The organism is Streptomyces virginiae, assembly GCF_041432505.1.
Classification (GTDB): domain Bacteria; phylum Actinomycetota; class Actinomycetes; order Streptomycetales; family Streptomycetaceae; genus Streptomyces; species Streptomyces virginiae_A.
The window spans coordinates 119,518-145,352 of record NZ_CP107873.1 but is presented as its reverse complement, the minus strand read 5'-3'; the positions used below and the strand labels follow the sequence as shown (position 1 = coordinate 145,352).

21 protein-coding genes and 1 pseudogene are annotated in these 25,835 nt (G+C 68.1%); 18 read left to right on the top strand and 4 right to left on the bottom strand.

What is annotated here, in order from left to right; translation table 11 throughout:
* Nucleotides 1-45: 45 nt before the first annotated feature.
* The 13 genes from dnaB to OG624_RS42675 all read left to right on the top strand — a co-directional run bounded on the left by dnaB (nt 46) and on the right by OG624_RS42675 (nt 15,217).
* Nucleotides 46-1,488 carry a replicative DNA helicase gene (dnaB, locus tag OG624_RS42735; RefSeq protein ID WP_331719679.1) on the top strand — a complete coding sequence of 481 codons (1,443 nt, stop codon included), beginning with the start codon at nt 46-48 and terminating at the stop codon, nt 1,486-1,488.
* Nucleotides 1,489-1,498: 10 nt separating this feature from the next.
* On the top strand, nt 1,499-3,715 hold the full coding sequence (locus tag OG624_RS42730) for a Mucin-19 (protein ID WP_331719678.1): 2,217 nt from the start codon (nt 1,499-1,501) through the stop codon (nt 3,713-3,715).
* Entirely contained in the window at nt 3,712-3,963 is a 252-nt protein-coding gene (locus OG624_RS42725) for a hypothetical protein (protein ID WP_331719677.1), read from the top strand. The genes OG624_RS42730 and OG624_RS42725 overlap by 4 nt, the downstream gene beginning before the upstream one ends.
* Nucleotides 3,960-4,766, top strand: coding sequence for a hypothetical protein (locus OG624_RS42720; protein ID WP_331719676.1), 807 nt, complete (start codon nt 3,960-3,962; stop codon nt 4,764-4,766). The genes OG624_RS42725 and OG624_RS42720 overlap by 4 nt, the downstream gene beginning before the upstream one ends.
* A 150-nt stretch (nt 4,767-4,916) precedes the next feature.
* Entirely contained in the window at nt 4,917-6,422 is a 1,506-nt protein-coding gene (locus OG624_RS42715) for an AAA family ATPase (RefSeq protein ID WP_331719675.1), read from the top strand.
* A complete protein-coding gene (locus OG624_RS42710; RefSeq protein ID WP_331719674.1) occupies nt 6,422-7,267 on the top strand; it encodes a hypothetical protein in 846 nt (281 codons plus the stop codon). Before OG624_RS42715 ends, OG624_RS42710 begins: the two co-directional genes overlap by 1 nt.
* A 202-nt stretch (nt 7,268-7,469) precedes the next feature.
* On the top strand, nt 7,470-7,889 hold the full coding sequence (locus OG624_RS42705) for a hypothetical protein (RefSeq protein ID WP_371640975.1): 420 nt from the start codon (nt 7,470-7,472) through the stop codon (nt 7,887-7,889).
* Nucleotides 7,886-8,149 carry a hypothetical protein gene (locus OG624_RS42700; protein ID WP_331719672.1) on the top strand — a complete coding sequence of 88 codons (264 nt, stop codon included), beginning with the start codon at nt 7,886-7,888 and terminating at the stop codon, nt 8,147-8,149. The genes OG624_RS42705 and OG624_RS42700 overlap by 4 nt, the downstream gene beginning before the upstream one ends.
* On the top strand, nt 8,146-10,548 hold the full coding sequence (locus OG624_RS42695; RefSeq protein WP_331719671.1) for a DEAD/DEAH box helicase: 2,403 nt from the start codon (nt 8,146-8,148) through the stop codon (nt 10,546-10,548). The genes OG624_RS42700 and OG624_RS42695 overlap by 4 nt, the downstream gene beginning before the upstream one ends.
* Nucleotides 10,549-10,848: 300 nt before the next feature.
* Nucleotides 10,849-12,468 (top strand): IS1182 family transposase, encoded by a 1,620-nt coding sequence (locus OG624_RS42690; RefSeq protein ID WP_371640989.1) that lies wholly within the window; start codon nt 10,849-10,851, stop codon nt 12,466-12,468.
* A gap of 84 nt (nt 12,469-12,552) precedes the next feature.
* Nucleotides 12,553-12,927, top strand: a complete 375-nt coding sequence (locus tag OG624_RS42685; RefSeq protein ID WP_331719669.1) for a hypothetical protein — start codon at nt 12,553-12,555, stop codon at nt 12,925-12,927.
* A 485-nt stretch (nt 12,928-13,412) separates the two neighbouring features.
* Nucleotides 13,413-14,309, top strand: coding sequence for a helix-turn-helix domain-containing protein (locus tag OG624_RS42680; RefSeq protein ID WP_371640974.1), 897 nt, complete (start codon nt 13,413-13,415; stop codon nt 14,307-14,309).
* A gap of 371 nt (nt 14,310-14,680) precedes the next feature.
* Nucleotides 14,681-15,217, top strand: coding sequence for an SMI1/KNR4 family protein (locus OG624_RS42675; RefSeq protein WP_331719667.1), 537 nt, complete (start codon nt 14,681-14,683; stop codon nt 15,215-15,217).
* A 32-nt stretch (nt 15,218-15,249) separates the two neighbouring features.
* On the opposite strand, the pseudogene OG624_RS42670 reads toward OG624_RS42675, so the two are convergent.
* Nucleotides 15,250-16,371: pseudogene (locus OG624_RS42670) on the bottom strand (IS630 family transposase).
* A 135-nt stretch (nt 16,372-16,506) separates the two neighbouring features.
* Between OG624_RS42670 and OG624_RS42665 the strand changes: the two are divergent.
* A complete protein-coding gene (locus OG624_RS42665) occupies nt 16,507-17,361 on the top strand; it encodes an IS5 family transposase (protein WP_331719666.1) in 855 nt (284 codons plus the stop codon).
* Nucleotides 17,362-17,562: 201 nt separating this feature from the next.
* Nucleotides 17,563-18,630, top strand: coding sequence for an IS110 family transposase (locus OG624_RS42660; RefSeq protein WP_331719754.1), 1,068 nt, complete (start codon nt 17,563-17,565; stop codon nt 18,628-18,630).
* A gap of 97 nt (nt 18,631-18,727) precedes the next feature.
* On the opposite strand, the gene OG624_RS42655 is transcribed toward OG624_RS42660, so the two are convergent.
* The 3 genes from OG624_RS42655 to OG624_RS42645 form a co-directional block, all read right to left on the bottom strand.
* On the bottom strand, nt 18,728-19,237 hold the full coding sequence (locus OG624_RS42655) for an SUKH-4 family immunity protein (RefSeq protein WP_331719665.1): 510 nt from the start codon (nt 19,235-19,237) through the stop codon (nt 18,728-18,730).
* Between the two features lie 68 nt (nt 19,238-19,305).
* Nucleotides 19,306-20,277, bottom strand: coding sequence for a hypothetical protein (locus OG624_RS42650; RefSeq protein WP_371640973.1), 972 nt, complete (start codon nt 20,275-20,277; stop codon nt 19,306-19,308).
* 146 nt (nt 20,278-20,423) lie between these two features.
* Entirely contained in the window at nt 20,424-21,791 is a 1,368-nt protein-coding gene (locus tag OG624_RS42645; protein WP_331719663.1) for a tetratricopeptide repeat protein, read from the bottom strand.
* Nucleotides 21,792-22,398: 607 nt separating this feature from the next.
* On the opposite strand from OG624_RS42645, the gene OG624_RS42640 reads away from it, so the two are divergent.
* From OG624_RS42640 to OG624_RS42630, 3 genes are all read left to right on the top strand, one after another.
* Nucleotides 22,399-23,091 carry a restriction endonuclease gene (locus tag OG624_RS42640; protein ID WP_331719662.1) on the top strand — a complete coding sequence of 231 codons (693 nt, stop codon included), beginning with the start codon at nt 22,399-22,401 and terminating at the stop codon, nt 23,089-23,091.
* 386 nt (nt 23,092-23,477) lie between these two features.
* The gene (locus tag OG624_RS42635) at nt 23,478-24,719 is read left to right on the top strand and encodes a ParA family protein (protein WP_331719661.1); all 1,242 of its coding nucleotides are present in this window, start codon (nt 23,478-23,480) and stop codon (nt 24,717-24,719) included.
* Nucleotides 24,716-25,696 carry a ParB/RepB/Spo0J family partition protein gene (locus tag OG624_RS42630; RefSeq protein WP_331719660.1) on the top strand — a complete coding sequence of 327 codons (981 nt, stop codon included), beginning with the start codon at nt 24,716-24,718 and terminating at the stop codon, nt 25,694-25,696. Before OG624_RS42635 ends, OG624_RS42630 begins: the two co-directional genes overlap by 4 nt.
* Nucleotides 25,697-25,835: the final 139 nt, after the last annotated feature.

Here is a 25,835-nt window from a genome sequence, read left to right as displayed (position 1 = left end):
AGAACCGGCCGCCGCTGCAGACCACTACCTGACAGGAAGAGATCCATGACCAGTGTCCCATCCCCCGCACCGCCAGCGGAGGACGAGCCGTTCATCGAGCCCACCTTCCGCTCCGCCCGTAACCAGCCCGATCGCCAGGCCTTCGACCGGCTTCCGCCCCAGGACCTGGATGCGGAGCGGTCGGTCCTCGGCAGCATGATCCTGTCGAAGACGGCTATCACCGACGTGTCCAACCTGCTGGCTGCCGACGACTTCTACCGCCCCGCCCACCAGACGATCTACCGGGCGATCCTGGAACTGGCGGCCAAGGACCCGGTCGACCCCCTCACCCTTGCCGACGCACTCCTGAAGTCCGGCGACCTCGCGAAGATCGGCGGTGCCTCGTACCTGCACACCCTGGTGCAGTCCGTACCGACTTCCGCCAACGCCGAGTACTACGCCGAGATTGTCCGCGAGCGGGCCGTCCTGCGCAGGCTGGTGGCCGCAGGCACGAAGATCGTCCAGATGGGGTACGAGGGAGTGGGCGAGCTCGACGAGATCACTGCGGCTGCTGCCGCGGAGATCTCGGCCGTGACCGAGGGGCGCGACCGGCAGGACGACTTCTTCACCCCGAGCAACACCCTCGAAGGAACCCTGGACATGATCCAGGCCGCCGAGTCCGGCAAGGAGATCACCGGTGTAAGGACCGGGTTCACCGACCTGGACTCCCTGACGAACGGCCTCCAGCCGGGGCAGATCATCGTGGTGGCCGCCCGGCCCGGCATGGGCAAGTCCACGCTGGCCATGGACTTCGCGAGGGCCTGCACGATGCCGCGCGGCAAGAACCGTCAGCCCATCCCCGACGCCGGCCGCCCGGCGGCCTTCATCACGCTGGAGATGAGCATCGACGAGCTGAACATGCGCGCCCTGTCCGCGGAAGGAGACGTTGCCCTCCACCACCTGCGCTCGGGCACACTTGATGAAGCCGGATGGGAACGGCTCGCAGTCGCCGCCAAGCGGTACAGCGAGGCACCGCTCTACATCAACGAAAGCGCGCGCTCACTGGCCGAGATCCAGGCGAAGTGCCGTCGGCTCAAGACCCGCATCCCCGACCTCGCCGAGATCATCATCGACTATGCGCAGCTGGTCGAAAGCGGCGGCAAGCGCCACGACAACCGCGAGCAGGAAGTCAGTCACATCTCGCGGAGCCTCAAGCTGCTGGCGAAGGAGCTCCACTTGCCGATCATCCTGCTGTCGCAGCTCAACCGCGGGCCGGAGATGCGGGCGGACAAGAGGCCCCAGGTCTCGGACCTGCGTGAGTCCGGCTCGATCGAGCAGGACGCGGACATGGTCATCCTGCTGTACCGCGATGACGCGTACGAGAAGGAAAGCCCCCGGGCCGGTGAGGTCGACATCATCGTCGGCAAGCACCGCAACGGGCCGACCGCAACCATCACCGTGGCGCAGCAGCTCTACATGTCGCGCTTCGTCGACATGGCCAACACCTGAGGGGGACCAGATGGACAACAAGGAATACTCCGCCGGCCTCACCGAGCTGCGGGCCGTACGCGACGAACTCAAGCCTCTGGAGCGCGAGCTGGCCCAGCTCCAGGCCAAGGTCGGCAAGCTGCGCGAACGACGGGCCGAGAAGATCCGCGAGCTCGGCGGGTACGCGAAGGCCACCTCGGACCGGATCGCGACGGCCGCCGGCCTCGGTGTGATCGACATCGTGGCCCTGGCGCCCTCCCTGGCCCCTCAGAGCGCCCCTGAGGCGCCCGCAGAGCCTCCCGCGACCGAAACCGTCACCGGTGATCAGCTGGCCGCTCAGGCGCCCGCAGAGCCGATCAAGGAAATGGCCGCGCCGTCGAAACCGGATGAGCCCCAGACCGTCGAGCCGTCCGGCACGGTCGCTCGTCTCGGCGTCGCGCCCGCCGACGGCACCTCCGACCTGGAGGTGCTCGCCGAACCCCAGCAGGCCGCAGCAGCTCCGGCGCCCGTTGCTGCCGGGACGGGAGAGGCCGAGCGTGTTCTGCCCTCGATTCCCGCGGGCGCCGAGGGCGACGCCTGGTTCCGTGCCGAGCCCAACCTCGCGTCGAAGCGGCCGAACTTCAAGCAGGCGGCACGGGGGATGGCGTTCCTGGACACCGCGACCGGCGTCCTGGTCTGGCAGGGCGGCACCGTCCGCCTGGACCTCGGCCGGGCCTCGGTGGCGGAGATCCTCACCGCCGTCTACGCGGTGGCCCCGGCCTCCGTCGAGCGGATCTATATCACCGCGGGCGACCCGTGGCACCAGTCCAGCGAGCAGTACGACTTCCTAAAGGACGCCGTCGCCGAGTGGCTGAACGCGCCGCTCCCAGAGGGCTGGTCGGTGGAGTCCTCGCGTGGCAAGGACCGGCAGGCCGGCCACTTGGTCCACCCGCGCAACCCGGTGGGCCGCTGGCAGCGGGGCAAGGATCAGCACACCGAAATCCGCTCGGTGGGTGAGTGGTTCGACCCCGAGGGCGCTGACCCGGCGACCGTGCGCGCGGCGTTCGTCGAGCTGTGGAAGGCGCTGCGCCCGCACTTCGAGGACGTGGTCCTCATGGGTTCGCCGTCGCAGACCGGGCGGGACCTGTGGTCGCGGACCATCCCGGCCAAGGCCGGCGCGAAGTGGGCCGAGGGCTTTCCGGTCATGTCGCAGGAGATCCGTGGTCTGCTGCACGCCACCGCCGGGCAGGGCCGTACCGAGCTGATCGCGCCGCCGCGCGTGCCGGAGCGTGTACCCGGCTGGTACGAGGTCGACCGGACCTTCGCCTACGCCAAACACACCTGGGCCAGCGGCGTGGGCGTGCCGCAGCGGATCACCGCCGCCCGGTTCGCGGCCATGAGCGAGAAGGAGCAGACGAACGCCTTGTTCGCGCCGTCGCACTGGCAGGTGCGGGTCACCATCCCGAAGGGCTGGAACCACGTCGGGCTGCTCCCGGCACCGGCGCCCGGGGAGCGGTCCTGGCACTACCCGTACGAGGGCGGCCACACCTTCGTCACCTGGGCTGGCGGCGCCGAGGTCAACCTGGCGCTGCGCAACCCGATCGCGCCGTGGCGGATCGAGATCCTCGACGGCCTGCTGTGGGAGTCCGGTGACCCGCTCAAGAGCTGGAGCACCAAGCTGCGCGAGGCCTGGCAGTCCCTGCGGGCCACCGCCGAACTGCACGGCGACGAGCAGCAGAAGCAGGCCTGCCGCCTGGCCTCCCGCGCGGTGCGCAGCATCCTGCTGTACGGCATCGGCACGTTCGCGCAGCGTCCCCGGATCACGACCGGCTCCCTGGAGCTGGGCGCCGGCGGCGCGGTGCCGGACCTGCCGGACGGTGCGCGGCTGACCGGTATCACGGACACCCACGTCACCTGGGAGCGCAACCAGGGGTTCGCGCGGGATCAGTACGCTCACCCGGAGTGGGCGGCCGGGGTATGGTCGGCGGCCCGGGCGGCGCTGCTGTCGGTGAGCACCAGCTCGAAGGACCCGGCGACCGGGAAGCCGTTGAAGGCCGGTGCGCTGCACCTTCCGCCCGGGAGCATCCTGGCGTTCCGGACCGACGCGATCTACACCTCGGCGCCGGTCGACTGGGAGTACGGCGGTGAGCCGGGCGACTACCTGCTCAAGGGCCGCATGCCCTGGGAGCAGACCACCCCGCGGACGGACGAGGAGTTCTACTACCTGCAAGGCCTGGGCCGCCAGGCGCTGGAAGCGGAGGGCATGTGAGCAGCGCCGACGTGGTCTGGGGCGGCCAGTGGGAGCACCCGACCTGTGACGCCTCGGGCGAGGCCACATGGGAGGACGAGGACACCGTCCACTCCGAGCACGACTGCGGTCGGGACCGCGCGGTCACCTGGAGCGCGGAGTGGCGGTGCCACTCCTGCGGCGACGAGGGCGACGACCAGTTCGAGGACGACAGCCCGGTGTACTCCGACCACGAGTGTGAGGACGAGGACGAGGAGATGGCAGCGTGACACCACGCAGGAGGAAGCCGGCGGGCGGCCGGGGCGCGCAGCGCAACGAGGCCGCCCGGCTCACCGACGAGCTGGCGCGGGCCGGGTTCAGCCGGAAGCAGGTCGGCGAGATCCTCGGCCGCAACCCGTCCCTGGTCAGCCAGTTCTTCACGAAGAACAAGGGGGCGTCGATGGTGGAGGCGCTTCGGGCCGTGGTCCAGGAGGTGCAGGCCGGCGGCCCGCGGGATCTCGCGAGCCTGAAGGCGCTGGCCGCCGGGCACGTCCAGCCGCGGCTGAACCGCGAGGGCTACAAGGCCCGCGTACGCGGGAAGACGCGGGTACGGGCGGAGCGGACGGTCAAGGACGCCAAGGGCAAGCCGGTCATCGGCGCCGACGGCAAACCGATCAAGGCTTGGTCCTCGTCCCTGGCCAAGGCCGGCAAGCAGCACATCGCCTCCGGCGCAGGCCGCCTGCGGCCCGTGGTCGACGACGCGGCCGCCAACGGCGGGAAGATCGCCTTCACCGTCCGGGCCCGCAAGGGCTCCTTCAAGCACGACGCCGGCCGCCGGGCCGACTCCCCAGGCGTCCGCCGCAACGTCGTCCAGCGCCGTGACGGAACCGAGGAGCGCGCCTACGCTGACAACCGCGGCGGCCCGGGCACCGGCGAGGAAGGCTTCGACGGTGCCGAGTTCAAGGCCCTGGTCGACGCTGCCGGCGGAGACGTCGCGGCCGCCGTGCAGAAGTGGCTCGTCGACACCGACAAGATCGAACCCGGCACACCGATCGTCGGCCTGGAAATCCGCGCCTGGAAGCCCCAGGACTAGAAGTGCTTCCCCTCGAAGCAGCGGCTCCGAGGGGATCGCTGCTTGAGAACCGGAACTTCTCCATGGACACGGCGCGGGTGCACGGCCTTTTGGCATGCTTGCGGCCTACAGATCAGCCAGAGCGGCCGTCAACCACACAGGGGAGTTGCGTTGGAGTTCCAGGTGCTGGAGTGGAAAGCCACGATCCCACAGGCACACGGCGCCTACCTGGTGAAGGACAGCTGGAACGACCACGGGTTCATCACCACCTTCAATCTCCTGGTACGCCTTCAGAATGCCTCCGTGGTCAAGGTCGGCTTCCTACGTATCGGGCACGCTGGCATGACGAAATCCGGATGGAATCGCACATCGGATCGACTCCCGGACCGCTTCACATCGCTGGACAACGGCTACTTCAGCCTGGGGATGGAGGATGACTACTACGAAGCCCTGCAAGTCAACCTGAGCAGGTCCATGGCTCACGAAATCCTGTACGCATTGAAGGATGCGGCCTACGCCCAGCCACCGGATCAGGCGACGCTCGACCTTCAGGTGTTCTCCTCATCTCTGCTGCGCGGGCGGACCTCCAGCGACCTGCTGCGCACCCGGCAGGTTGCCCTCGGGATCCGCGCCCGCATCGTCCCCTTCAAGTGGTCGTACACACCGGAGCAGAAGGGGTTGCTCCCTGCTCCCAAGCTGACCTTCGAGTCGAGGCCGGGAAGCCTGCCGCCGACCAACCTGCACGCGCTGATCGGCCGTAACGCGGTCGGGAAGTCGAGCCTGCTCCACGCCATAGCATCAGCAGCCGCGAACGTACAGCTCGACGTCGAGGACGACCCAGACCCCGCGGGCGACGCCGGCCGCTTCGCCAGCTGCGTGGTCATCGGTTTCAGCCCCTTCGACCGCCACTCGTACGCCTTCGCGGACGATGCGGGAATCCCGTTCCACTTCATCCGCCTCCGGCACCAGCACCACGACCGCCTCAAATCCGACGACGAGCTGAAGGACGAGTTCGTCCGCAGCTTCGCCATTGCGCGGGTCGGGGCACGAGGCCTCCGCTGGCGTAAGGCCATCGAGACCCTCAGCTACGGGGCGAGCGGCTTCCTCGACGGAGACATGGACGTGATCGAGGCCATGATCAGGGAAGGCAGCCCTTCCACGCTCGAACGGAAAATGGGCAAGGTCTTTGAGAACCTGAGCTCAGGTCACAAGGTGGTGTTGTTGATGGTGACCCGGCTGATCGAAGTGGTCAGCGAGCACACCCTGGTCCTGATCGACGAACCGGAAACACACCTGCACCCTCCCCTGCTCGCCGCCCTCACGAACGCGCTGTCCAACCTGCTCGCCGACCGTAACGGCATGGCGGTCGTCGCCACCCATTCCCCCGTCGTGCTGCAGGAAGTTCCGGCCTCGTGCGTTCACGCACTGGAACGCCACGGAGACGAGCTCACCGCCCGCCGTCCTGATCTTGAAACCTACGGGGAGAGCGTCGGTGAGCTGACGTACGACGTGTTCGGCCTGGAAGTGACCTCGACGGGCTTTCACGCGGCGATCGCCGCGGAGGTCGCGAACGGGGGAACCTACGCGGATATCACCCGCCGATTCACGGGCCTGGGCGCTGAAGCCCGCGCTCTCCTGCGCGCGATGACGTTCTCGCAGGCACGAGGGGAACGCTGATGCGGTGGCCGCAGAAGCCGACGATCACCGTCGAAGACGTGGTGAACGCCTGCACACCCTGGCTGAAGAAGCAGGGGTGGGACGAGGAGATGGCCGCTCGGCTTCCAGAGCTCATAGGGCAGGAGCGGCGGTACAGGGCGCAGGGCGAGGCGGGCGTTCTGTTCTCACTGCTGCACTCCGAGTTTGGCGGCCAGTCCCAGGACGAGGAGAAGAGCCGCTTCACAGACACCTACGACAAGGCGTTCGTCGGTGGCGGAGGGAGCAAGCTCTACGACGCGCTGAAAGCGGCGGCGATCTACGGATGCACCATCTGCGGGGTCGCCAAGCCGGAGCAGATCGACCACCACGCCCCGAAGAACATCTTCCCCCTCCTGGCGCTCACGCCCTTGAATCTTGTGCCTGCCTGCGGGCCCTGCAACCAGGGCAAAGGCAGATACTTCTACACCGATCCGGCCGAGGAGCCGTTCCACCCGTACTTCGACGACCTCGGAAACGAACGGTGGCTCTTCGCCCGCATCATCCGAGCCGACCAGGGTGCTGTCGCGGAGTTCTCCGTCCGCCCTCCGGAGGACTGGCCGCGGCTCAAGGCCCAACGGCTGGAGCACCATTTCAGCCGCAACAAGCTCGACCCCAAGTTCCGGTTCGAAGCGTCGCGTCATCTGGCCACCCGGCGCAGGAAGGACGCGCGCACCTACTCACGCTCGGGGCGTGAGGCTCTGCGGCTCGTACTCGTAGAAGACGCCGAGAGCGTTGCGGACGTCGACCCGAACGACTGGGAAACGGCATGGTTGTACGCCCTCGCCGAGTGCGACTGGTACCTCGACGGCGGCATGAACGAGATCTGACCGCCCGCGACCTGGCGGTTTCTGCCTTGGAGCGGTTGTGCCGGTCCGCACTCCACCGGAGGCGGGTCCGCCGCAGGCTTGGGTCTCTGGCTGAGCGGTACTGAGCCACGGCAGCTGTCAGGGTTGTCCGACCGGACGTGCGTACGGACCCCAGGACGCCTCACGCATTCCCTTGAAATGCATTTCGAAGGAATGCATACTGGTGGTGGGCTCGCGTCGCGAGGACCACGGAGATCTGCACGCCCAGGCGGCTCTCCCCGACGAAACGGACCAGCCGATGAACGACCTCCCGCCCGTCCATGCCGCCTACATCAACGCCCCTCACGTCCAGGAGGAGACCGAGGAGCTCATGCGCCTACGACGCGCGGGCCGGATCGGCGAGCGGGACTGGCTGCTGCGCCACGCGGCCCTCACCGACCGGCAGACCCTGGGCGCCGACCCCGCCGACGGCAAGGTGCAGACCGCAGTCCGGACGAGCGTCGACAAGCTCATCGCCTTCGACACCGCGAACGGCACGACGGCCGGCCCCCTCGCCACCGACAACCCCGCCTGGTCGGCCGATCCCTGCGGCTACGTCCGCCAGGAGTACACGATCTGGGCCACCGGGAAGTCGCGGCCGTGACCGCCGGCAACATCCCGACCATCAGGTGCGACTACACCGGCGCGACCGGGTCCGACGACGGCGACGCCGAATGCGACCGCGAATGGTTCGCGCCGGTCCCGATGCCCCACCACCGGGCCCTCCGCGCCAGGCTGCGCGCACGCGGATGGCGCAGGTTGCGCGACGGCCGCGACCTCTGCCCCGACCACGCCCACCGCTCCTCCACCCCGACCGCCCCGCGGCCCCAGGGCCCGGAACCCGAGAGCAAGGCGAGCCCATGACCGACACCCGCACCGCTCCCCCTCCGCTGCGCCCCCACCAGAGCGAGGCCCTGGCCCGCGCGGTCGAGGAACTCACCCCCCGCTCCCCCGCCGAGGCCCCGGCCGCCGGCCTGCGCACGCAGGTCATCATGGCCACGGGCAGCGGCAAGACCCTCGTCGCCGTACGCACCGCCGAACAGATCGGCGGGGACCGCGTCCTGGTCCTGGTCCCCTCCCTGGACCTCCTCGACCAGACGGCCCGCGCCTGGCGGGACGGCGGCCGCACCGGCGCCTTCGTCGGTGTCTCCTCCCTCGACTCCCACGAGACCGGCTTCCCGCACACCACCGACCCGCACACTCTGGTTCGGCTCACCGCCGGGCACGAGCGCGTCACCGTCTTCGCAACGTACGCCTCCCTCGGCAACGGCATCCTGGAGGCCGCCCACGACGCGGGCCTGGCCCCGTGGGGCCTGATCGTGGTGGACGAGGCGCACCGCACCAGCGGCCGGGCCGGCAAGCCCTGGGCCGTCGTACACGACAACGCCCGCATCCCGGCCGCCGCGCGCCTCTACATGACCGCGACGCCCCGCATCTGGGCCGCCGCCGGTGACCAGGAGGAGGACGGCGAGCTCGTCGCCTCGATGACCGACGACCCCGACGGCCTCTTCGGCCGCGTCGCCTATGAACTGCCGCTGGAGACCGCGATCGAGCGCGGCATCGTCGCGCCGTACCAGGTCGTGGTCATGGACGTGCAGGACGAACAGCTCAACGCCGCGATGCTGGCCGCCGACGAGCAGTCGGACACGGTCCGCGGCCTGCGGCTCGGCGCCCTCCAGGCGGCCACCCTCAAGGCCGCCGAGGAAGAGGGCCTACGCCGGGTCCTCAGCTTCCACCAGCGAGTGTCCGAGGCGGAGGCCTTCGCGGCCGGCCTGCCGGACAAGGACCGCGAACTCCCCCGCAACGACGGCGAATCGGCCGCGGTGTGGGCGCAGTGGCTGCACGGCGAGCACAAGCCGGCCCACCGGCGCCGCGTCCTGGACCAGTTCGCTGCCGGTCTGACCGACAGCGGTCGGACCGCGCGGCTCTCCGTCATCGCCAGCGTGAAGGTCCTCGGCGAAGGCGTCGACACCCAGAACTGCGACGGCGTCGTCTTCTGCGACGTCCGCGGGTCGATGCCGGACCTGGTCCAGGCAGTCGGCCGCGCCCTACGCATGCACCCCGGCCAAGGCAAGATCGCCACCCTCGTCGTACCCGCCTTCCTCTCCGCCGGCGAGACCTCCGAGACCATGCTCACCTCCCCCACGTACGCGGGTCTGGCCAAGCTCCTCGCGGCGCTGCGCGCCCACGACACCCGCATCGAGCAGCTCACCAACCCGGGAACACCCGTGCCCGCGCGCCCCGGCACCCGTCGCCCCGAGCTCGCCGACCGCGACGGTGCCCCGGACGACGGACAGGCCACCGTCAGCGGCCCGGCCCGGGAACTCCTGCGGTTCTCCCAGCCGCGCGACGCCGCCCAGCTCGCGAGCTTCGTCCAGCTGCGGGTCCTCAACCCCGAGCGGGTCCAGTGGCGCCGCGGCCTCCAGGCCGCCCAGCGCTACCGCGCCGAGCACGACGACCTCCGCGTCCCGTACCAATTCCGCACCCCCGACAACTGGTCCCCCGCCGGCTTCCCGTTCGGCGTCTGGATCGCCGACTGCCGCCGCCACCACAAGGCCGGCGCCCTCGACGGCGACCGGATCGTGCAGCTGGAGAAGCTCGGCATGCTCTGGAGCCTCTTCGACGCCCGCTTCGACGAGGGGCTCGCCGCGGCCGCCGCCTGGGCCGCCGAGTCCGGCGTCGGCCTGGCCGCCCCCGTGGACGTCGACCTCGACGGATACCCCATCGGCCGCTGGCTCAAGAACCAGCGCGCCGCGGCCCGACGGGCGAAGGCGCCGCTCTCCCCCGAGCGCCACGCCGCCCTCGCGGAGATCGACCCGGACTGGTGCCCCAAGTGGAGCATCGACTGGCAGCGTGCCTTCCGCCTCACCCAGCGCCACATGCGCGCCGGCGGAAAGCTCCCGGACGGCTCCGGCATCCTCGTCGAGGACGGCGAGGACCTCGGCCGCTGGGCCGCCGCGCAGCGCCAGGGCTTCGTGAAGCTGGCGCGGGAGCAGCAAGAGCTGCTCACCACGCTCGGCATCACGCAGGCCCCCGCACCCGCCAAGCGGACCCGGGAGGAGATGTGGGCACACAACCTGCGAGCGGCCGCCCAGTACCGTGCCCGGGTCGGCAACCTCGACGTACCGCGCAGCCACACCGAGGAGGTCGACGGCGAAGCCGTGCGGCTCGGGACCTGGATCAGCCAGCAGCGCACCAAAGCACCGAAGCTGACGCCCGAACGCGTCGAGCAGCTGTCAGCGCTCGACATGCGCTGGCCCTAGCAGACGTCGATCCGAAGGGCATCCGGGCGCCACCACTTTCGCGGGACGCCGCGCAAGTCCGTCCGCCCGCTCGACCGCTCCACCGGCCTGTCACGCCAGAGCAGCAGACTGAGCTTGACTCTGTCGGGGATCTTGGAGTTCCCCGGTGCGGCAGCATGATCAACGGGCATGCTCGGGTAGTTCCGCCGACCGATGCAGCTGTCGAGGTGCCCGTTGTCCCTTCGCCCCCGTTCCGGTGAGCAAGTCCCTTCTCTGACCGTGCGGATCGCGCGGGCGAGCAACCCGGGTGGCACCACGGCGATGTGGGTGAGAGACCGCCTCGACGGACTGTGGCGCGACGAGGACTTCGCCGACTGGTACCCGCGTGACGGGCGTCCGGGTCTCTCGCCTGCTCAACTGGCCACCGTCTGTGTGCTGCAGTTCCTGCTCGGCCTGTCGGACCGGCAGGCAGCCGAGGCGGTCCGCTGTCGCATCGACTTCAAGTACGCGATGGCCATGGAGCTGGACGATCCCGGATTCCATCACAGCGTGCTGGCCGATTTCCGTGACCGTCTTGCCGAAGACGGTCGTGCTGACCGCCTCCTCGACCTCGTGCTGGCCCGTCTCAGGGAGGCCGGTCTGGTGCGCGAGCGCACCACCCAGCGCACCGACTCCACCCACGTCCTGGCCGCGGTGCGTGACCTGACACGCCTTGAGCTGATCACCGAGGCGGTCCGCGCCGCCCTGGAAGAAGTCGCCGGCACCTCCCCTCACCTGCTCGACGAGCTGGTCGATGAGGACTGGGGACGCCGCTACGGCCGACCGGTCCGCCTGGGCAAGAACCCCACCAAACCCACGACCAGGATCCTGGCCACCGGAAATGACGCCATCCGGCTCCTGGAACACCTCTACCGGCACGGAGCAGACCGCACCTCCGGCCCCCGTATCCAGGCCCTGCGCCAGATCATGGTGCAGAACTACCACCGTGACCAGGCAGGCCGGCTGCGCTGGCGCACCGCTGAGAAGGAAGGCGGGCCCGGGCTGCCGCCCTCGTCCCAGGCGATCGTCTCGCCCTACGACACCTCGGCCCGCTACGCACGGCACGGACACATCATCAGCTGGAAGGGGTTCGCCGCCCACCTGACCGAGACCTGTGCTCCCGACGGCCCCAACGTGATCACGGACGTGGTCACCACCGCGGCCACCACCCATGACAGCCAGGTCCTGCCCGGCATCCACACCCGACTGGCCCGCCGCGGGCTGCTGCCCGCCGAGCACCTGGTCGACGCCGGCTACACCTCCCTGCCCCACCTGGAACAAGCCACCCGTGAACACCAGGTCACCGTCTCCGGGCCGCTGCGGAGCAACCCCACCCGCCAACAGCGGCAAAACGAGGGATTCGCCCGGGACGACTTCCACATCGACTACGACCGTCAGCAGGTCACGTGCCCCCAGGGGCAGGTCAGTGCGGGCTGGCACGGCCCTTACCCGACCTCCTCGGCCACCGCGGCCCCGCTGATTGTGGCCAGGTTCACCAAGAGTCAGTGCCGTCCCTGCCCGGCCCGCACCCAGTGCACTTCCACCGCCGACAATGCCCGAACCGTGGGCTTTCCCCCGCGAGAACTCCGTGACCTGCAACTTCGCGTCCGTGCGGAGCAACAGACTCCCGAGTGGAAGACCCGCTATGCGGTCCGCTCGGGAGTAGAGGGCACGGTCAACGAGTTCGCCCACGGACACGGCATGCGGCGCTGCCGCTACCGAGGACAGGGAAAGGCGCACATCCAGCACGTTCTGACGGCCATTGCCGTCAACATCGAGCGCCTCAGCGGACTGCCACCGGCCGAAGAAACACCCACGTCCCGCCGACCGACTGCCTTCCAGAACTACCTCGACCAGCGCGAGATACCCCGGCCGAAGTCCTGGCGAACCCTGGGGACCTGACCGGCATCTCCAAGATCCCCGACAGAGTCAAGCTGAAGGCGGGGCCACGCAGCGTGGCCCATGCCCGCCATGAGGGGGAAGTAAATGACCACTACCGACCCGAATACCACCAGGACACCCGCCCAGCTCGCCAGCAGCGCCGCTCGCGACATCGCAGCCTTGCCCAGGGCCGTCGATACGGTCGAAGGCGGAGCCGAGGCCCACCTCCGCGACGTCTACCACGTCCTGGGCCACCTCACAGCACTCGCGGCAGCACTACCGAAAGGCGTATCGGAGACTGCGTGGTACATCGCCGACCTCGCGCGTGACGGCGAGGTCGTGACGCGCGACGGCTCCGACATCACGGCAGCCCAGGGCGATCTGAAAGAAGTGCTCCTCGACATCAACGCGGCGTCGAGACTGCTGCACACGGCACTCGGCCGTGCCCAGGACATCATCGGCAACGTATCGACTGCCTGAACAACTCGCGCTCGGTTGCGGTTCCCCATCGGGGTGTCCGCAACCGAGCGCGGACCACCGTCGATGAAGTCGACCTACTTTTGGACCAGGTCGGCGTCATGCCACGACCACCGACAAGTTGGGCCACCTCCCTCCCAGGGAAGCGGCCCAGCTCGATCCAAGTCAGCGGCGACTGAACCACACAATTGCGGCGCCGACCGCCGCACTTCCGATGGCAGTACCAGCGCCTCGGACCAATGCGAAGGTGGCGGCACGACGGTAGTGGCCCATCGTCCTTCGCTGCTTCTTACGGCGCTTGAGCCCCTCCGGTGCGGGGGCTGTCCTACGCTGCATGTGCGTCTCCCTAACATCGCAGTGCGGGTTGATCGCCAAAGAAGGGCCTCGATCCAACCGGTCTCACCACAAGAAGCGGTTGGGATGAGGTCCTTCTGCGTCCCGCACCCAGCTAAGCGGCCAGGAGCGATGACCCTCAATACGGTTAGACTATGTTGGACTTAAACAGCCTTCTGTGGAAAAGGGCACCCATGCCACGAGCGATGCGCGTTCTCGATTTATCCGATCCACGTCACGCATTCGCTTCCGAGCTACGGAAGCTTCGCGATGGGGCAGTCCGGCGGCCAGTAGGCCGCGACACCCGCGAAACGGACAAGTCTAAGCAGGATGAGCCGCTATCGGTAGATGAACTTTGCATTCGATACAAAGTAAGCCGCGCTTCCATCTACACAGCGCTTTCGGGCACTCGAATCCCCTCCAGAAGGACATTGCTCGCAATGGTGCGGGCTTGGGCTCCGCGCGGAGATGAAGACATCTCAGAATGGATGACACGCAGACTTCAAGCAGAGCAGGGGTCGACGTCCGCTGAAGACGCCAGCAAGTCAACCCAGCCCGCAGGCCTGCCCGATGGAGAATCCGAGGCCGCGCCTGCCCGCCAACGCGGCGACGCACCCCTTCCCATCAGCAAGGATCCCGATCAGCAATCAAAGGCTGAACATGAACAGCACGCCTCCATCGACCTGGACAGCCTTCCAGAGCTTTCTCGACTGAGACTAGGGACTCTTCTTCAGAGCGTTCGAAAGCGACGTGGGATACCGACCAAGGGGGTTGCCTACCACTGCAACGTCAGCTATTCCATGGCAAGCGCAGTTCTGCGCGGATTCTCCAGCCCATCCCCCGACCTACTGGAGAGAATGCTGGATTCTGTATCAGCTACCCAGGAGGAGAGGGTCGAGGCGCGCAGGCTCCTCACGCAGTCCAAAACCGCCGAACAAGTATATTCCCGGTTTTCTGATTTGAGAAATGAAGAAATGATTCAGTCGTATCTCGTCGGCCCCCGAAATAAATTTTGGTACCACCCGAACACTTGGCTCAACGATTCGCGGTAGCAATATAGTTTTACGTGTCTGCGATGCACGCAGCACGCCCCCACCGGCTATGAGCTGCGAGGACACCTCGAAGACCCACCTCTGCCGTACGCGTTGTACGTGTGTAAAGCCCCTTCATACTTGTGGAAGTCGCAGATGGATCACTTGCCTCACATGCCGACGGGCTGAGAGAGGCCTTGGCTCAGCCAGCCGCAGGGGAGCACCGCTCGCCGCACGACGGTCGCTCCCGGACCACTTCGGGAGGCGGGCAAGGAACTGCTAGTGCTGTGACCGGGAAGGTTCGCCGGGTTGAGGACGCTGGGCCCGCTGTGTTGTCAGAGGGAGGCCTGATGATATTCCCGGCCGGTCACGTATCAGGGACGAGGGAAGACATGCCATCGCCATTGGAACGCCTCCAGGCACTGCTCGGTGAGCCGGAGGAGGCGTGGGGCTGGCCGCGGCGAGAGGTCTGGGAGTCCTCCGAACAGCACCTCGGTGTCACGCTGCCTGCTGACTACAAGGCTTTCATGGACGTGTATGGGCCCGGAACCCTCGGCGGGTACCTCCACCTCGACCGGCCGACTGGTCTCATGACCCCTGCCGAACTCGAGGAGTTCTGGTCCTTGGAGGGCTGGCGCGATGCGCGGAGAGGGTCGGAGGACCTCTACCCCTTCCCCTTCCACCCCGACCCTGATGGGCTCATCCGCTGGGGCCATGACGAGCACAGCAGCGAGTACTACTTCCTGGCCGGCAGCTCGGATCCGGGCAACTGGGAGATCGTGGTCGGCAGCGAGTGCGCGGAGTGGTATCGCACCAGTGGCAGCTTCACCGACTTCCTGATGCGCTGCTTCGAAGGCCTCGACCGGGCGCCGTTCATGGACCGCGCCTGGCCCGGAGGCGACGCCCGCTACGAGCCCTTCGACATGTAGTGCTGTTCCCGGAGGGTTGCCAGGTCGGGCGGTCAGGCTGCTGTTTGCAGTGGTCTGCCGCCCCAACGGACACCTCGTTCGCTGCGGATGCGGGCGCGTTCGCGTCGTTGGGCGGCCAGGACATCGGGGTGGCGCGCGTTCCGGTTGCGCCAGCGCAGGTAGGCGTGCAGGGCCCGGGTCTGGACGGTGTGGTTGGGATGGTTCGAGTTGGCCAGGGTGAACTGTCGTAGTGGTCCAAAGTGGGCTTCGATGGGGTTGGCCCAGGAGGCGTAGGTCGGCGTGAAGCACAGTTCGACCTTGTTTCCGGACCGCCCACCTGCGGATTCTCCAGTTCAGGTGGGCGGAGAGGTTGTCCAGGATCACGTAGATAGGGGCGCCGTCCGGGCGGGCCGCCCGGACCGTTCTCAGGGCGGTCCAGGTGTGATCGATGCCTTTGCGGCGCCGGTTGATCCCCCACATCTGGTCGTCGCCTATGGAGTAGCAGCCGTGGAAGTAGGTGATGCCGTGGGTGCGCCGGTAGGTGGCCGGCAGGCGGTCGGTCCGGGTCTGCTCGGCCCAGCAGGAGCCAGCGGTGGGGCGGATTCCCAAAGGCCCGAACTCGTCGAACGCGAACGTGCGGTCCGGTCGTTCGTTGATCGCGTACTCAATCCGGGCCAGCTTGGCGTCGAAGGCCGCATCCGGGGACTCCTTCCAGGTCTTCGTGCGCTGGAAGGAGACCCCGCGGCGGGCGAGTAAGCACCGCAGGGCCTCCCGGCCGATGAGGACGGGGCGGGCACGGTTGCGCCGCAGGTGATCGGCGAGCTTGCGGATCGACCAGCGGGTGAAGGGCTTGCCCAGCACGGTCGGGCGGGTGGTAGCCGGCTGGACGACAAAATCCTCGTCGTCACGGTCGAGGAGGCGGGACGGCCTCCCGCCCAGCGAGGGTCCAGGCATGCGAGCCCGATCTCGTTGAACTTGTGAATCACGTCGCGGACAGTGTCCTCGTCCGCCTGGACCAGCCGGGCTATGACCGGAACCGTGCTGCCACCGGCCGAGGCCAGCAGCATCATCGCCCGCCGGAACCGCACCGAACTCGTACTTCCCCGCCGGACGATGTGCTGGAGTTTCTGCCCCTCCTGCTCGGTCAACCCGCGAACCCGGACCGGTCTCGCCATCCCGCCCCCCATGCTGATTGGAGAACTCATTTCCAACCAGCACCACGAGCAACCCGGTGAACCTTCCCGGTCACAGCACTAGGCCGTGTCCGATGGGTCCTGTGACTCGCATTGCGCTGGATCGTTTCGGTCGGTGTGGGGCGAGGTGATCTTTCAGATGACGAGTGGATGCGGCTGGAGCGGCATCTGCCGCGTAACCGCGGCCGGGGCGGGCGTTGGCAGTGCCACCGTCGGGTGATCAACGGGATTCTCTTCCGGCAGCGGACCGGACTGCCCTGGAGGGATCTGCCGCCGCAGTTCGGCAAGTGGAAGACGGTTCACGATCGTCATCGCAGATGGTCGGCGGACGGCACGTGGGAGAAGATCCTGCGGGCCGTCCAGGCCGACGCTGATGCAGAGGGCCGGATCGACTGGAGCATGGTGAGCGTCGACTCGACATCGTGCCGAGCACACCAGCACGCAGCTGGTGCCCTCACCCGCGCGCCACGAATTCCAGGCCGCCGCAGTCGCCCGGCCAGACACCGTTCCGATGAGGGCCTGGGCCGTTCCCGGGGAGGGCTGAACTGCAAAATCCATCTAGCCAGTGAGGGAGGCCGTCGCCCGTTGGCTTTCGTCATCACGCCCGGACAGTGGGGCGATGCCCCGCAGTTCATACCCGTGCTCGAACAGGTCAAAGTCCCAAGGCCGGGCGGCGGCCGCCCACGCACCCGACCAGACCACGTTGGAGGTGACAAAGCGTATTCCTCTCGCCGAAACCGCCGGTACCTGCGGCGTCGGCAGATCAAGCACACGATCCCTGAACCCAGGGACCAGCGAGCCAACCGCCAACGACGGGGCAGCAAGGGCGGCCGGCCCACCGGCTTCGACACAACGGTCTACCGGCGCCGCAACGAGGTCGAGCGCACCATCAACCGGCTCAAGACGTTCCGCGCGGTCGCCACCCGCTACGACTGTGAGGATGTTGGGGTGCCGCTTCGGACGGTGGCCTGACCCGCGTTACGACTGGCCCTGGTGCCTTGGTTTTGATCTGTCGGCCATTGCCCGGAGCGGTACTCGCTGCCGCTGGACCGGCGGGCGTGTCCCGATAGGGGCCTTCGCGAGAGGCACCGTCACAGTCCTGACCGCCCTGACCGATCCAGCGATGGCCGCCCCGCTTCCCTTGGCTGCAGGAGACAGGTGACCGTGACCAGGATGACCCAGCCCTCCCCTCTGGACCGATGCGACCCCGACATCGTGCTAGGTGTCGACACCCACAAGGACGTCCACGTTGCCGCCGTGGTCACGGCAGCCGGCGCCTTCGTCGAGAGCCGGAGCTTCCCGACGACCGCCGAAGGCTATGAACAGCTACTGGCCTGGGCCCGGACACTGGGCCACCTCAGCCAGGCCGGGGTGGAGTGCACAGGCTCATACGGCGCCGCACTCAGCCGATACCTCCACAGCCAGGGCATCACCGTCTTCGAGGTGAACCAGCCCGACAAGGCCACCCGCCGGCGCCGCGGCAAGAGCGACATCATCGACGCCGAGGCCGCAGCCCGCGCAGTGATCACCGGCAGAGCGACCGCGACTGCGAAGGCCGGCGACGGGCCCGTGGAGATGCTCAGGCTGTTCAAGATGGCCAAGGCCTCCGCAATCAAGTCCCGGGCTCAGGCGATCAACCAGCTCAAGGCCGTTCTCGTGGCCACCGACCCCGAGCTCCGCGAGTCTCTGGCCGGCCTGAGCAATCCCAAACTGATACGCGCCTGCGCCGGACTCGACAGCTCGGCCCCCGGAGCGGCCGGTGCCGCCGCCCACACGCTGGGGCTCCTGGCCCGGCGGATCCAGCACCTCACCGAAGAGATCGAAGACCTCACCACGCGGATCAGAGACGTCATAACGCAGCACAACCCGCAGCTCCTGGCCTGCTATGGAGTCGGTCCCGACACCGCCGCGACGCTTCTGATCGCAGCGGGCGACAACCCGGAACGGCTCCGCAGCGAGTCATCGTTCGCAGCCCTCTGCGGCGTCAGCCCAGTCGAAGCCTCCTCAGGGAAAACCCAGCGTCGGCGCCTCAACCGCGGCGGAAACCGGCAGGCCAACTCGGCCCTCTACACCATCGTGCTGGCCCGTCTCCGATGGGACACTCGCACCCGCGGATACATCGACAGGCGTGTCTCCGAAGGCAAGACCCGACGCGAAGCACTCCGCTGTCTCAAACGCTACGTCGCACGCGAGATCCACCGCCTCATCACCCGCACCACCACCCACGTCCTGGCGGCTTGACATCCATAGGGGCATCAAGAGGGCCTACGTCTTCCACGGGACGGTCACGGTCGCGGCGATCCGGCTCTGGCTCCGCCCGTGACCGCCACGTCCTCGCCTACTGGTCTTCCGGGACCAGGACACCGAGCTCGACTTCCTCGAAAACGCGTGACCACCAGGATTCCTCGTCCTCGAACACCCTCGGATCGCACTGCCGGGCCCGTTCGATCAGGTCCTCGACGTAGTCCTCGTAGTCGTCGTCCGCGTCGCTCCTTCCGGAGCCGATGAACGCCTCCCATACCTCCAGGACGTTCTGCAGACCAGCAACCGAAGAGTTGACCAGCCCGTACTGCTGGTCCCCATCGCTGTCATAGCCGCGGACCATCCAGACTTCGCCACTGTCGATCAGCAGCCAGTACGTGTTGACGCCGTCCTCGAACGCGCCGAGGAATACCGCCCGACCCGGCGGAAGGTCGCGGACCTCCAGCTCCCGACCCGAGTCCCGCACGAACAGGCGGTTGCAGTCGGCCGGAAGGCCTTGTTCGCCCAGCCCAGACACCGCCTCGCGGCCCACACCCAGGCGCGCGAGAGAACTCGCGTCATACGACAGCCACTGCGCGCTCGACAACCGGCACCCCTTACTCGATCCGTCCCGCCGATCCTCTCAGACCCTGCGGACGACCCATCGGACAGGACCTAGTCGCTCTTCTTCGGACGGGGGAGCCTCCACCGGTCCGCCCGATATCGCGCAGGCTCGTTGTTGCCCGGCTGCGGCGGGTTGAGAGTGCGAACCACGGCGCAGTCAGGCCTCAATGTGAATGTCACCTTCAGCCCTGTGACCGTGATGGACGTGGGCCCGATGGCCACCCTGCCCTTGGTCGGGGCTCGCAGCAGAGTGTCCACCACCGCGTGCAGCGCCTTCGGACGCTCTTCTAGGGGGAGCTCGCGAAAGAACGGTGAGTTCAGGGCATCGGCGTGGAAGAGGACATTCGGTCGGCGGCCCGCGTGACGAATGGTCTCCTCGTCGGTGACGGGACGCCGGGGGTGCGGCAGGGGTACAGCCCGGCCGTTTCGGTCGTACACCTGATAGGCGTCGAACAGGGGCCAGGTCGGTAGGGGAAGCGCGGCCGCTCGCCGTGCCTCCGCCTCCGCACGTTCGACGCGCATCCGCTCTTCGTGTGCCGCCTGCCGCTGCGCCTGCTCCTCCTGCCGCCGCGCCTTGAGCCGCTGGGCTTCGGTCTCCTTCCGGCGTCGCTCGTCGAGTTGGTGCCGCAGCTCCTCGGTCGGGATGTGCCTCTCCTGATCGAACCAGGAGACCGCCGGGCCCAGGTACGCAACGACACGGCGACAGCCGCCGTCCAGGATGAAGGCGTACGAGCTCTCGGGCGAACCGTCGTCCGGGCTGTCGGCCTTATGGCTGCGGGCACGCCATCCCGACGGGCTCCGGCCGATCCTGCCGGTCTGCAGGATCCGCTCAAGGAGCTGGCGGATCTGCTGCTCAGCGGTCTCGTCGGAGACGATGTGCGCGGCCACGTACGCACGACGCACGGCCGGGGATATCTCGACTTGTTGCGCGAGCTCTCGCGCCTCGTCCGGGGCGAAGGGGTCAACAGCGGTCCACTGCACCTCAGTCCTCCCAAGCGAGCGAGGCGCCGAGTTGTAAGTCATGCCCCCAAGGTAGCGACACCCCCCGCCCTTCCGACACCACGGGGGCTCAAAGCCCGGGCGCACTCGCCTTCGAGCTGCCGGGTGCGGTCTGCACCGACAGGACTTTGACCGCGACCTCCACCAGCAGGAGCGGCTACGGAGAGGTGTCAGAACGGTGGTTCGTTGGAAATGGTGCCGCCCCAGGGGCTGGGGGCCGGGGCAGCGCTTGGCCTGACCTGGAGGACTCGGACGGCGTCCTTGATGCGGCCGAGCCCGATGAGATGGTGGGCTAGGACAGTGCTGTTGGAAACGGGGTGCTGTTCGAGGACAGCGACGGCTTCCTCGATGTGGCCGGCCTCGGCAAGCAGGTCCGATATGGAACAGGCCGCATACCAGGTTCCGCCTTCGGGGTGCGCCCGGGCCTGCTCAATCGCTTCGTCGCGTAGGCCGCAGTCGGCCATGAGCGGCAGCCGCATCTGGAAGAAGTCCCACTCCTCCTCACAGTCACGCCGCTCCTTGAGCGCGTCGAGGTAGGCCAGAGCCTCCTGGGCACGGCCGTGCTCGGCATACAGGGTGCACAGCGTGTCAACGACGCAGTCGTCCGCGCCGCCCGGGGAGTCTGCCAGGGCGCGCATCGCCGCGATCGCCTCATCGACGCGGCCGTGCCGGGCCAAGAGCTGGGACAGTAGATGGGCAACGCGCCACATGCCGTGAGGCTTCTCGGCGAAGGTCCGGTAGACGGCGGTCGCTCCCTCCTCATCGCCGCGTTCCTCCAGTACCTCGGCCAGGCTTCGCGCGGCGTGCCCGTGGTACTCGGAGTCGGTGTACGCGCGCAGTTCGTCAATCCGTCCATGCCTGGCAAGCAGGTCGGCCAGCGCGTCCCGGCCGTTGACCGACGTATCCTCCCTGCGGCGCAGCAGAGCGATCGCCTCGTCGACGCGGCCTTGTCGTTCCCGGATTGTGGCGAGCAGGTCGAAGGCGTTGGACGGTTCCATGCGGAGTCGGTGGCAGTCGGGGTCGTCACAGGCCGGAACCGCGGCCTTGATCCGGGCTTTCAGCAGCGCCGCTACTTCCTCGTCCTGGCCTGCGGCTTCGGCGATGTCGACTAGGGCCTGGGCGATGAACCAGTCCTCAATGCCGGGCCGCAGCAGCGCGAGCGCCTCGGCGGCCCAGCCGTGGCGGGCCAGCAGACGCGCGAAGAAGTCCAGGACCAGCCGGTCGCCGTCCTGCGCGTACGGGCGGGACAGCTCGATCGCCTCCTGCGCCCTGCCCCAGTCCTCCAGCAGCTCGGCCCGGGCCCGGGCAGCTGGCCACCAGCCCGTCGCGATGTACGGACCGAGCACGTCCAGCGCCTGCTGGTACTGCCGCCGGTCGCCGAGCAGCCGCGCCCACTCCAGCGCGCAGAACCACTCCCCACGCCCGGCCTGGAACTCCACTTCCCGCTCGTGGCCAAGCTCCAGAAGCCGGGTCACCAGCGATGAAGGAATGCAGCCCGACAAGGTCCGGGCCCGGTAATCAAGATCAGCAGCGTCCACAGCTCCGCACCCTAGCCGCCACCCCTGACACACCCCGGATCCGCCGGTGGTCAACGTCCGATGAGACGAATCCCCGCCCCGTCAAACTTCGCTGAGACTGATCAAACTTCGGTGAGACAGGTCACCGACGAAGGGCTCAACCCGGCAACTCGAACATCACTGCTGAAAAGCGACGCCAAGAACGGGCCCTCCAGTCGACGAACTCGGCATGCCCGGTATGGATCGACCTGGGATCACCTGACAGGCCCGCAGAAGGCCTCTGGCGGCCTTTCGGTCGCCGATTCGCCCTCGGATTACTGGAAATGGGGGACGAGGACGAAGGCGGTGAGCGCCGGTGCGGCATCGAGGCGGGCACAGCCGCCGCGGACTCCCCCGTGGGCAAGCCTCCGCCCTCGCCCCTTCGGGAACAGGGCAAGCCTTCGGGCAAGCCGCCCTGAGGAGGGTGGGTGGAGACCCCCACCATCCGGTGGGGCGCGGCTGCCCGCTCACCATCCCTCCTCAGGCCGGTGAGCGGCACGACCTGCTTCAGAAAGGCACGCTCATGCCCGGACGCCGAAACCGGACCCGCACCACCGCACGACGACGGCCAGGACGAGGACGACGACCTGTGCACCATCGCAGAGGGGGAAACGCTGATGCCGTCGGCATCCTGGCGGCCGCCGCGCTCGCGTCCATCCTCGTCCCACAAGCCTGGCAGTGGCTTCAACTCCACGGCGCCAACACCGCCGCCGCCGTCGCGGTCGCGGTCCTGACCACAGGAGCGCTGACGCCGCTCCTCGTGAAGGCCGCACGCCGTGGCACCTCCGCGTGGACCGCTCGGCGCCGGCGCCCGGAGAGTTGGGACATCCGCTTCTTGGACGGCCTGCATCACAGCCAGTTCGAGGAAGCCGTACGGGACCTGATGCGTCGCGACGGGGCCCACGACGCCGTGCGGGTGGGCGGCGCTGGTGACAACGGTGCCGACGTGAAGGGGACCGACCCGGAGGGTCGCCGCTGGGTGATCCAGTGCAAGCATCGCCGCGACGGAACTGGCGGGGCCGCCGTCGGCACGCCGGACCTTCACGTACTCAACGGGACCGGCCGGCCCGTGCACGGAGGCGATGTCGTGGTCCTCGTCACGAACGGCCGGTTCAGTGCTCCCGCCGTGAAGTTCGCCCGGAGCCAACGACTGCACCTGGTCGACAGGGGGCTCCTGAACGAGTGGGCTGCCGGCTCGTCTCCCCTGTGGGAGCTCCTTCCGCACCTGCCGGCACCGCGGACCAGCAGGTCGCGGTCGCGCGGGCGGCGGCTCCACTCCTGACCGGCGATGTCGGCCCTGCCCCGGAAGCATCTCGACGGTGGTGTACTCCCCCACCGCTTGCGGCCAGCGGACACGTAACAGGGCTGCCAGATTCGTGAGTCCCCCTCAGCATCGCGGACTCGGGCTCGACCCTGCCCATCAGAGTCTCGGCGGCCTTCAGTTCACGGTCCGCTTGACGTTCGCTGGCCAGCGATCGGCGACCGAGGCCTTCCGGTGAGGTCGTGACTGGGCTGACCCACCGCCCCTCTGCTGGTACTGCTTTCGGGGTTCATTACGACGTAATACCGGTCCGGGTTCGGCTGGTCAGGTGACTCCACGATCAAAGATCTTCATTTACTAACGTGCCGAGTCCACCATCGATCTTGTGCGTTAGTAAGGTATCGCTCATGACAACGCCCTCCGACGGCGACATTCGCGAGAAGGTCGTCTCCAAGCTCCCCGCTGCGATGCAGCGTGACCTGAGAGTTCGCGCAGCGCAGCACGGCATCGACATCCAGCACGCGGTCGAGGCGGGCATCGACGCCTGGCGCGGGCTCGGCGCGAACCTGCCCCGTATCGAGACGACTGGCGCGAAGTCGTTTTCGACCTGGCTTCCCGCCGATCAGTGGGAGGAGTTCCGTTCCGACTGCTCCGCACGAGGTGTGTCCCTGATCCAGGGCCTCTCCCAGTCCGTGCAGGTGTGGTTGGAGAAGAACCCGGCCCCTGAGATCCAGCGCCCTGTCGTCGTCAAGCGGCGCGTTGTGTGCAACCAGAAGGGGGGTGTTGGCAAGACGGCCATCACGGCCGGTGTGGGCCAGGCGCTCGCCGAGGACTCGGACCAGTTGCACCGGGTACGCATCTCCAAGGCGCTCGCGGCACTGCTCAGGGAGGACGAGGAACCCACCCTGCTGGAGTACGAAGACCTCCCTGGGCTCGGCCTCCGCGTGCTGCTCGTCGACTTCGACCCTCAATGCCACCTGACCAAGCAACTCGGCCTGACTCCGCTCCCCCTCAACGGAGACAGCCTCACCAAGCACATGGCGGGCGAAGCCAAGGGCCCCCTCGGTGACCTCGTCGTCGAGGTCACCGAGAACCGCTTCGGCGGACGGCTCCACGTGCTTCCCGCATGCACCGACGCCTTCCTCCTCGACGTCAAGCTGTCAGGCGTGCGAGCACGCGAGGCGGCGCTGGAACGGGCACTCGCTCCGCTCGAAGCCGACTACGACGCCATCCTGGTGGACTGCCCACCCAGTCTCGGCCTCAGCATGGACGCCGCCGTCTACTACGGCCGTCGCCGCCCGGGGGAGGAGCCCGGCAACTCCGGGATCCTGGTCGTCGTCCAGGCCGAGGACAGCTCTGCCGACGCCTACGACCTCCTCACCTCGCAGATCGAAGATCTCGTCAACGACATGGCCCTGGAACTTGAGTACCTCGGCATCGTGGTCAACCACTACGACGCCCGCCGCGGGTACATCGCCACCTCCTCGCTCCAGAGCTGGATGGACCTCAAGGACCCGCGGGTCGTCGGCGTGATCGGCGACCTTAAGGAACAGAAGGAAGCCGTACGCGTCAAGCAGCCGTTGCTGGCGTACGCACCGAACTGCAACCAGGCGGTGGCCCTGCGAGCACTGGCACGGGAGATCTCATGAGCAAGGCATCCGCGCTCGGAACGGGCAGCTCGTTCGCACGAGCCCAGTCCATCAGCCCCCGCCGGGCCGCAATCGACGCTGCGACAGCCGCTCCCACCGAGGGCGCCCTACCGACCGTCACGCTCCCCGTCTCCTTGATCAGCCTGAACCCGCGCAACCCGCGATCCTCACTGGGGGACCTGACAGATCTCGCCAAGAGCCTGCGCAACCACGGGCAGAAGACCGCCATCAGCATCATGTCCCGGCTGGCGTACCTCGAAGCCAACCCCGAACTGGCGGAAGACCTGGAGCAGGGCGCGAAGTACGTTGCCATCGACGGCAACTCCCGGCTCGCGGCCGCCCGTGAGGCCGGCATCGAAGAAGTCAAGGTGATGCTGGACGAGGACCTCGGCAGCAACCCGGACGAGATCCTGGAATCCGCCCTCGTCGCCAACGTCCACCGCCAGGACCTGGACCACCTGGACGAGGCATACGCGCTCCAGCAACTTCTCGCTGTCCACGGGACCCAGGAAGCGCTCGCCGCCCGCCTTCACCGCTCCCAGGGATGGATCTCCCAGCGCCTCGCCCTGATCGGCCTCACTCCCGAGCTGAAACAGAAGCTCAAATCGGGTCAGGAGCCGGCGGAGCTCCTCCGGCAGGTGGGACGTAAGAAGCCGGAAGAGCAGGCCCAGCAGCTCCAAATGCTGAAGGAACAGCGGGCCAAGAGGAAGATCAGCAGCCAGGCCAAGACGACGTCTCTGCCGCCGAAGCCGGCCACGCCTTCGCCGGAAGCTGCACCAGACCACGTGACGCCGGCCCCCGCCGCCACGCGACAGGACCCCGTCGTCGATGGAACGTCCCCCGAGGAACGACAGAAGGCGCTCCGTCGGTACCTACAGCTCGCGGGAGACCCACAGGCCTTCGTCGCGGACCTGGTGGAGTCCTGCACCCCTGAGTACCGGCAGCAGCTTGCCGAACTGCTCCTGAACGACCTGTAAACCCGCGCCACGGGCGGGCTGACGGCGCTTCACCAGACGGGCTCCGCCCCGCGGCGCCAGCCTCGCCCGGCTCATTACGCCGTAATACACGCGGCGTACGTACCCGACCGGTCGTCCCAGCACGCCGTATTACGACGTA